Below are 9,511 nucleotides of genomic sequence, written 5' to 3'. Positions count from 1 at the left end.
GCGACCGGGGGATCACCCGTCAGGACGCTCGTCCGGTACCGTCGCCGCCATGAGTTCGCAGCCGACGGACGAGGACCCCGCGCCCGCCGCGACCGACCGCACGCGGGCCGGCGTCCCCGTCTGGATGGCCGTCGTGGCCGTCGTCGTGCTGGTGGCCGGGCTCGCGGTGCTCGGTGTCGGGGGGACGCGATACCTCCAGGCGCGATCCGCGCACCAGGTGGCGCAGGAGCGCGAGGAGGTCGCCGAGACGGCCGCGCAGGTGATCATCAACGCGTTCAGCTTCGACCACCGCGACGTGGACGACTCGCTCGAGCAGCTCGCCGCGGCCTCGACGGGCGATTTCCTCGCGGAGCAGGAGCAGTGGGCGCAGGACGTGCGCACACGCGTGGTGGAGCAGAAGGCGGTCACCACGGCCACCGTCTCCCACACCGCGGTCGAGACCCTCGACCGGGGCGCCGGCGACGCCGCCGTGCTGGTCGTGTTCACCGCGCACTCCGAGCGGGAGGGCCAGGACGACATCACGGGCCGCCAGGCCATGCGTGTCGATCTCACCCGCGTCGAGGGGCAGTGGAAGGCCGACGCGGTCAACCAGGTCGGCGTGACCGTCCCCGTCGGTCAGTCCAGCCGGTCGGTGCAGGGCCTGGCGGTGCCCGAGGCGGCCGCCGGGGAGCAGGGGAGCGACGACGCGCCGGAGGCGGAGGAGACCACCCCGGCGCCGACCACCACCGCCGGCCGATGACGAAGGGCGGGAAGAACTGATGCCACCCATCAAGAGAACCCAGAAGCAGGCCACCCCGCAGGCCCGGCGACGCCTCGCCGGGCACTCCGGGCCGACCCGGGCCGAGACCACCGCCGGCCCGGCGGACCCCGCCCCGGACGTAGCGCACGACGCGGCGGCGGGCGGGGACACGGGGGAGCGCACGCCTCGTCGTCGTCCCTCCGGGGTCGTCCTCGCGTCCGCCGCCGTGGCGGTCGGTCTGGTCGCCGGCGCCGCGGGGGCGTTCCTGGCGACCGAACCCGGCGTCTCGGTCGAGAACCGGGCGTTCGTGGACCAGCAGGCCACCGAGGAGGTCCTCGCCGCCGCGACGACCAACGTGCAGCGGCTCGTGGCGATCGACCACGAGAAACTCGACGAGTACCACGCCTCGCTCGAGGAGTTCCTCACCCCGGGGCTCGTGGAGGAGCTCGAGCGGAACTGGCCCGCTCTACGGGACAGCTACGAGCAGACCGCGACCACCGTCGACGCGCTCGTCCGTGAGGCGGGCCTGTCCTACCTGCAGGGCGACAAGGCCGAGGTCCTGCTGGTCCAGGACGTGTCCATGAGCCGCGACGGCGCGGCCGCCGGCAGTACCAGCGGCACGTACCTCGTCGGCCTCGACAAGGTCGACGGCGTGTGGAAGCTCTCCAGGATCCCCGACCTCCCCTCCTGACGGAGCCTGTGCGAGCACCGATCAGAGACCCGACCGAGTCGGATCCTTGACGAACGGGCTTTCACCCGTCACCCTTTAGGAGCGTCGGGCGTGATCCACACCGCCCGGGCGCGACGTCCCGACCGGGGGCCGATGAGGCGAGAGCCACGAGGGCAACCAGCGCAGAGACGGACGACGCGCCGCGTATATGAGCAGCCTCCGGGGCTTTCCCGTCGAAGGCTGGACTTTGTCGCCGCCTTCCACTAGATTAGGTCGTTGCGCTGGCTGCTATTTGCCCACTCGTCCGTCCGTGACGGCTCGTCCCCGGTTTCCCCGGGCGATCTCCGAGCCTTCCATCCGGTCGCGGACCTGGGGGGATAACCGTCGGCGGACCGCTCGCAGATACATCTGTGGTCACCGCCCGTGGTGATCACGTGAGGTGCTGGAAGGACCCATCTTGGCAGTCTCCCGCCAGACCACGTCAGTCTCCACCGTTCCCGGTGCGCCCCGGAGAGTCTCGTTCGCGAAGCTCTCCGAGCCGTTGCCGGTCCCGGGGCTGCTCGACCTCCAGACGGAGTCGTTCGAGTGGTTCATCGGTTCGGAGGAGTGGCAGCAGAGGGCCGCCTCGCGCGGTACCACGAACCTCGAGGGAGGTCTGGAGTCCATCCTCAAGGAGATCTCCCCGATCGAGGACTTCTCCGGCTCCATGTCCCTCTCGTTCTCGGAGCCGTACTTCGAAGAGGTGAAGGCGTCCCTCGAGGACTGCCGCGAGAAGGACCGCACGTACGAGGCGCCCCTGTTCGTCACCGCGGAGTTCGAGAACACCGAGACCGGTGAGATCAAGTCGCAGACCGTCTTCATGGGCGATTTCCCCATGATGACCGACAAGGGCACGTTCATCATCAACGGCACCGAGCGGGTCGTCGTGTCCCAGCTCGTCCGGTCGCCGGGCGTGTACTTCGACCGTTCACGCGACAAGTCCACGGAGAAGGACGTCCACTCCGTCAAGGTCATCCCGTCGCGCGGCGCGTGGCTCGAGTTCGACGTCGACAAGCGCGACACCGTGGGCGTGCGCATCGACCGCAAGCGTCGCCAGTCGGTCACCGTGCTGCTCAAGGCGCTGGGCTGGACCACCACCGAGATCAAGGAGCGCTACGGCTTCTCCGAGATCATGATGTCCACGCTGGAGAAGGACACGGTCGAGGACACCGACCAGGCCCTGCTGGAGATCTACCGCAAGCTGCGCCCGGGCGAGCCGCCGACCCGCGAGTCCGCCGAGGCCCTCCTGGAGAACCTCTTCTTCAAGGAGAAGCGCTACGACCTGGCCCGCGTCGGTCGCTACAAGGTCAACCGCAAGCTCGGCCTGCCGGATCCGGAGGGCGACGCCACCACCACGCTCACGCGCGAGGACATCGCCGCGACCATCGAGTACCTCGTGCGCCTCCACGCGGGCGAGTCGAGCATGCAGGTCGCCGGCGGCCGCGAGGTGCCGGTCGAGGTCGACGACATCGACCACTTCGGCAACCGTCGTCTGCGCACCGTCGGCGAGCTCATCCAGAACCAGGTCCGCGTCGGCCTGTCCCGCATGGAGCGCGTCGTCCGCGAACGCATGACAACGCAGGACTCCGAGGCGATCACCCCGCAGTCGCTGATCAACATCCGGCCCATCACCGCGGCGCTCAAGGAGTTCTTCGGAACCTCCCAGATGTCGCAGTTCATGGACCAGAACAACCCGCTGTCGGGCCTGACGCACAAGCGTCGCCTCTCGGCGCTCGGTCCCGGCGGCCTCTCGCGTGAGCGCGCCGGCCTCGAGGTCCGCGACGTCCACGCCTCGCACTACGGCCGCATGTGCCCGATCGAGACCCCCGAGGGTCCCAACATCGGTCTCATCGGTTCACTCTCGGTGTACGCCCGCGTCAACCCGTTCGGGTTCATCGAGACCCCGTACCGCCGTGTCGTCGAAGGCGTCGTCACCGACCAGGTGGACTACCTGACGGCTGACGAGGAGGACCGCTACGTCGTCGCGCAGGCCAACTCGGAGATCGACACCGAGGGTCGCTTCGTCGAGGAACGCATCCTCGTCCGCAAGAAGCACGGCGACGTCGAGGTCGTCGAGGCCGGTGACGTCGACTACATGGACGTCTCGCCGCGGCAGATGGTCTCCGTCGCCACCGCGATGATCCCGTTCCTCGAGCACGACGACGCCAACCGTGCCCTCATGGGCGCGAACATGCAGCGTCAGTCCGTGCCGCTCGTACGTTCCGAGGCGCCGCTCGTCGGCACCGGCATGGAGCTGCGTGCGGCCGTCGACGCCGGCGACGTCGTCGTGAACACCCACCCGGGCATCGTGGAGGAGGTCTCGGCCGACTTCATCACCGTCATGGACGACGACGGCGGTCGTCAGACGTACCGCCTGTCCAAGTTCGCGCGCTCCAACCAGGGCACCTGCTCCAACCAGAAGCCGATCGTCGACGAGGGCGACCGCGTCGAGGTCGGCCAGGTCCTCGCCGACGGCCCCTGCACCGAGAACGGCGAGATGGCGCTCGGCAAGAACCTGCTCGTGGCGATCATGCCGTGGGAGGGTCACAACTACGAGGACGCGATCATCCTCTCGCAGCGCCTCGTGGAGGAGGACGTGCTCACGTCCATCCACATCGAGGAGCACGAGATCGACGCCCGCGACACCAAGCTGGGCGCCGAGGAGATCACCCGCGACATCCCCAACGTCTCCGACGAGGTCCTCGCCGACCTCGACGACCGCGGCATCGTGCGCATCGGCGCCGAGGTCCGCGACGGCGACGTGCTGGTCGGCAAGGTCACCCCGAAGGGCGAGACCGAGCTGACCCCGGAGGAGCGCCTGTTGCGCGCGATCTTCGGAGAGAAGGCGCGCGAGGTGCGCGACACCTCGCTCAAGGTGCCCCACGGTGAGTCCGGCAAGGTCATCGGTGTGCGCGTGTTCTCGCGCGACGACGACGACGATCTGCCGCCCGGCGTCAACGAGCTGGTGCGCGTGTACGTGGCGCAGAAGCGCAAGATCCAGGACGGCGACAAGCTCGCCGGCCGGCACGGCAACAAGGGCGTCATCGGCAAGATCCTCCCCGCCGAGGACATGCCGTTCATGCCCGACGGCACGCCGGTCGACATCATCCTCAACACGCACGGCGTCCCGCGTCGTATGAACATCGGTCAGATCATGGAGACCCACCTCGGCTGGCTGGCCAAGGCGGGCTGGGAGGTGCCGCGCGAGGCGGACGGCTCCCTGCCCGACTGGGCGACCAAGCTGCCGGAGGAGATCCACCACGTCGAGGCCGGCACCAACACCGCGACCCCCGTCTTCGACGGCGCGGCCGACACCGAGATCACCGGTCTGCTCGGCTGCACCCTGCCGAACCGTGACGGTGAGCGGATGGTCAAGGCCGACGGCAAGGCGACGCTGTTCGACGGCCGCTCCGGCGAGCCGTTCCCGTACCCGGTGGCCGTGGGTTACATGTACATCCTCAAGCTGCACCACCTGGTGGACGACAAGATCCACGCCCGCTCGACCGGTCCGTACTCGATGATCACCCAGCAGCCGCTCGGCGGTAAGGCCCAGTTCGGCGGCCAGCGCTTCGGTGAGATGGAGTGCTGGGCGATGCAGGCCTACGGCGCGGCGTACACGCTGCAGGAGCTGCTCACCATCAAGTCCGACGACGTCGTGGGCCGCGTGAAGGTCTACGAGGCGATCGTCAAGGGCGAGAACATCCCCGAGCCGGGCATCCCGGAGTCCTTCAAGGTCCTCCTCAAGGAGCTGCAGTCGCTGTGCCTCAACGTCGAGGTGCTCTCCAGCGACGGCCAGGCGGTCTCCCTGGGCGAGGGTGACGACGACGACCTCGACCGTACCGCCGCGAACCTCGGGATCAACCTCTCGCGCGACGAGTCCTCGGCGGCCGACGAGCTGGCCCAGTAGGCGGGAGGGCGGCAGCCGCCGCCCCGCCCCGCACCCGACAGATTCGAGTTCCACCACGGCGGGCCCCACCGGCCCCACCCCGCGAGGGGCCCGCCATCATCCCACCCGGGAAAGGACGCCTACGTGCAGGACGTCAACTACTTCGACGAGCTGGTCATCAGCCTCGCGACCGCCGAGGACATCCGTAACTGGTCCTACGGCGAGGTCAAGAAGCCGGAGACCATCAACTACCGCACCCTCAAGCCGGAGAAGGAGGGCCTGTTCTGCGAGAAGATCTTCGGCCCCACCCGGGACTGGGAGTGCTACTGCGGCAAGTACAAGCGCGTGCGCTTCAAGGGCATCATCTGTGAGCGCTGCGGCGTCGAGGTGACCCGCGCCAAGGTGCGTCGTGAGCGTATGGGCCACATCGAGCTGGCCGCGCCCGTCACCCACATCTGGTACTTCAAGGGCGTCCCGTCGCGTCTGGGTTACCTCCTGGACCTCGCGCCCAAGGACCTCGACAAGATCATCTACTTCGCCGCCTACGTCATCACGGGCGTCGACACCGAGCTGCGTCACAACGAGCTCAGCACCCTCGAGGCGCAGTTCCTCGAGGAGCGCAAGATCATCGAGGACGAGCGCGACTCCGACATCGAGGCCCGCGCGCGCAAGCTCGAGGCCGACCTCGCCGAGCTCGAGGCCGAGGGTGCCAAGGCCGACCAGCGCCGCAAGGTCAAGGACGGCGGCGAGAAGGAGATGAAGAAGATCCGCGAGGCCGCCCAGCGTGAGCTGGACCGCCTCGAGGAGATCTGGAACACCTTCGTCAAGCTCGACGTCAACCAGATCATCGCCGACGAGGGCATCTACCGCGAGCTCGAGGACCGCTTCGGCGAGTACTTCGAGGGCGGCATGGGTGCCGAGGCGATCCAGCAGCTGCTGCTGAACTTTGACCTCGAGGCCGAGGCCGAGTCGCTGCGCGAGATCATCCGCAACGGCAAGGGGCAGAAGAAGATCCGCGCCCTCAAGCGGCTCAAGGTCGTCTCCGCATTCCTGCAGTCGGGCAACCACCCGGCAGCCATGGTGCTCGGCGCCGTCCCGGTGATCCCGCCGGAGCTGCGGCCGATGGTCCAGCTCGACGGTGGCCGCTTCGCCACGTCGGACCTCAACGACCTCTACCGTCGCGTGATCAACCGCAACAACCGCCTCAAGCGACTGATGGACCTCGGCGCGCCCGAGATCATCGTCAACAACGAGAAGCGGATGCTTCAGGAGTCCGTCGACGCGCTGTTCGACAACGGTCGCCGCGGGCGGCCCGTCACGGGGCCGGGCAACCGCCCGCTCAAGTCCCTGTCGGACCTGCTCAAGGGCAAGCAGGGCCGGTTCCGTCAGAACCTCCTCGGCAAGCGCGTCGACTACTCGGGCCGTTCGGTCATCGTCGTCGGCCCGCAACTCCAGCTACACCAGTGCGGTCTGCCCAAGCTGATGGCGCTCGAGCTGTTCAAGCCGTTCGTCATGAAGCGGCTCGTCGACCTCAACCACGCGCAGAACATCAAGTCCGCCAAGCGCATGGTCGAGCGTCAGCGCGATCAGGTGTGGGACGTGCTCGAAGAGGTCATCGCCGAGCACCCGGTGATGCTCAACCGCGCTCCGACCCTGCACCGCCTGGGTATCCAGGCGTTCGAGCCGCAGCTCGTCGAGGGCAAGGCCATCCAGCTGCACCCGCTCGTGTGTGAGGCCTTCAACGCCGACTTCGACGGCGACCAGATGGCCGTGCACCTCCCGCTGTCCGCGGAGGCGCAGGCCGAGGCGCGCATCCTCATGCTCGCGTCGAACAACATCCTGTCGCCGGCGTCGGGTCGTCCGCTCGCCATGCCGCGTCTGGACATGGTCACGGGCCTCTACTACCTGACCCGTCTGGACGAGGGCGCCGAGGGCGCCTACGAGCCCGCCACCGACGACGCGCCGGCGACCGGCGTGTACGCGACCCCGGCCGAGGCCATCATGGCCGTCGACCTGGGTGTGCTCGACATCCACGCCCCGATCCGGGTCCGGATGACGCAGCAGCGCCCCAGCGCCGAGATCGAGGCGGAGCAGTTCCCCGAGGGCTGGACCCCCGGGCAGGAGTGGCTGGCCGAGACCACGCTCGGCCGCGTCATGTTCAACGAGCTGCTCCCGGCGGACTACCCGTTCGTCAACGAGCAGATGCCGAAGAAGCGTCAGGCCGTCATCATCAACGACCTAGCCGAGCGCTACCCGATGATCGTCGTGGCGCAGACGGTGGACAAGCTCAAGGACACCGGCTTCTACTGGGCCACCCGGTCGGGTGTCACCATCGCCATGTCCGACGTGCTCGTGCCGCCGGCCAAGAAGGAAATCCTCGCCTCGTACGACACCAAGGCCGCGCGCCTCGAGTCGCAGTACGACCTCGGCAAGATCACCGACGAGGAGCGCAAGAGCGACCTGGTCAAGCTCTGGCAGGAGGCCACCGACGAGATCGGCCAGGCCATGGAGGCCAACTACCCGGACGACAACCCGATCCCGACGATCGTGAAGTCGGGCGCGGCGGGCAATATGACCCAGATCCGGTCGCTGGCCGGCATGAAGGGCCTGGTGACCCGTCCGAACGGCGAGTTCATCCCGCAGCCCATCAAGTCCTCGTTCCGCGAGGGCCTGACGGTGCTCGAGTACTTCATGAACACGCACGGTGCGCGTAAGGGTCTGGCCGACACCGCCCTGCGTACCGCCGACTCGGGCTACCTCACCCGTCGTCTGGTCGACGTCTCCCAGGACGTCATCGTCCGCGAGACCGACTGTGGCACCAGCAAGGGCGTGGAGACGACCATCGCCCGTCCGATCATGGACGCCCAGGGCAACTCCACGGGTGTCCTCGAGCGCGACGAGCACGTCGAGACCTCGACGTTCGCCCGGACGCTCGCCGAGGACGCGGTCGACGCCAACGGCACGGTCATCGTGTCGGCGGGCACAGACCTGGGCGACCCGACCATCGAGGCGCTCATCAGCGCCGGCGTGGAGAAGGTCAAGGTGCGCTCGGTCCTGACCTGCACCACCGGCACCGGCGTCTGCGCCACCTGCTACGGCCGCTCGATGGCGACCGGTCAGCTGGTGGACATCGGCGAGGCCGTCGGCATCGTCGCCGCCCAGTCGATCGGTGAGCCCGGTACCCAGCTCACGATGCGTACGTTCCACCAGGGTGGCGTCGGCGACGACATCACCGGTGGTCTGCCACGTGTGCAGGAGCTGTTCGAGGCGCGCGTGCCCAAGGGCAAGGCGCCGATCGCCGAGGAGGCGGGCCGGATCCGCATCGACGAGGAGGAGCGCTTCTACACGATCACGATCGTGCCCGACAACGGGGCGGACGAGATCGTCTACGAGAAGCTCTCCAAGCGTCAGGGTCTCGCTCACATCACCCTCGACGACGGCTCCTCGCGGCCGATCGCCGACGGCGACCATCTCGAGCGCGGTCAGGCGCTCCTCGAGGGCCCGGCGGACCCGCACGAGGTGCTGGCGATCCTCGGCCCGAACGGTGTCCAGAAGCACCTCGTCGACGAGGTGCAGAAGGTCTACCGCTCGCAGGGCGTGTCGATCCACGACAAGCACATCGAGGTCATCGTCCGCCAGATGATGCGCCGCGTCGCGATCAACGAGTCGAACAGCACCGAGTTCCTGCCGGGTGCCCTGGTGGAGCGTGCCGAGCTCACGGCGGAGAACCGCCGCGTGCTCACCGAGGGTGGTTCGCCGGCCTCGGCGCGCCCGGTCCTCATGGGCATCACCAAGGCCTCGCTCGCCACCGACTCGTGGCTCTCGGCGGCCTCCTTCCAGGAGACCACCCGCGTCCTCACCGACGCCGCGATCAACAAGCGGTCGGACCGGCTCGTGGGCCTCAAGGAGAACGTCATCATCGGTAAGCTCATCCCGGCGGGTACCGGTATCAACCGCTACCGGAACTCGACGGTCGAGCCCACCGAGGAGGCCCGCGCCGCCGCCTACTCCATCCCGGACTACGGCGACGGCTTCTACGGCCCCGAGGACGGTTTCGGCGACGCCACCGGCGCGTCCGTCCGCCTCGACGACCTGGGCTACTGATCGGCTGGCGCGGCAGGATCGCCGCCGCGCCCAGCCCGTCTCACCGGACCCCCGAGCACCCCGCGTGCCGGGG

General features: G+C 68.6%; 4 protein-coding genes. All 4 read left to right on the top strand.

Annotated features, from left to right (window positions below):
• Positions 1-49 precede the first annotated feature (49 nt).
• The 4 genes from C3V38_RS01910 to C3V38_RS01895 all read left to right on the top strand — a co-directional run bounded on the left by C3V38_RS01910 (position 50) and on the right by C3V38_RS01895 (position 9,438).
• Positions 50-739, top strand: coding sequence for a hypothetical protein (locus tag C3V38_RS01910; RefSeq protein WP_232302951.1), 690 nt, complete (start codon positions 50-52; stop codon positions 737-739).
• A 19-nt stretch (positions 740-758) separates the two neighbouring features.
• Positions 759-1,430, top strand: a complete 672-nt coding sequence (locus C3V38_RS01905) for a hypothetical protein (RefSeq protein ID WP_061228417.1) — start codon at positions 759-761, stop codon at positions 1,428-1,430.
• A 418-nt stretch (positions 1,431-1,848) separates the two neighbouring features.
• Positions 1,849-5,355, top strand: a complete 3,507-nt coding sequence (locus C3V38_RS01900) for a DNA-directed RNA polymerase subunit beta (protein ID WP_106384974.1) — start codon at positions 1,849-1,851, stop codon at positions 5,353-5,355.
• 123 nt (positions 5,356-5,478) lie between these two features.
• Positions 5,479-9,438 carry a DNA-directed RNA polymerase subunit beta' gene (locus C3V38_RS01895; protein ID WP_061228415.1) on the top strand — a complete coding sequence of 1,320 codons (3,960 nt, stop codon included), beginning with the start codon at positions 5,479-5,481 and terminating at the stop codon, positions 9,436-9,438.
• The last annotated feature ends 73 nt before the right edge of the window (positions 9,439-9,511 follow it).

The organism is Dietzia sp. oral taxon 368, assembly GCF_002999155.1.
Classification (GTDB): Bacteria; Actinomycetota; Actinomycetes; order Mycobacteriales; family Mycobacteriaceae; genus Dietzia; species Dietzia cinnamea.
This window is presented reverse-complemented; position numbering and strand designations above follow the sequence as displayed.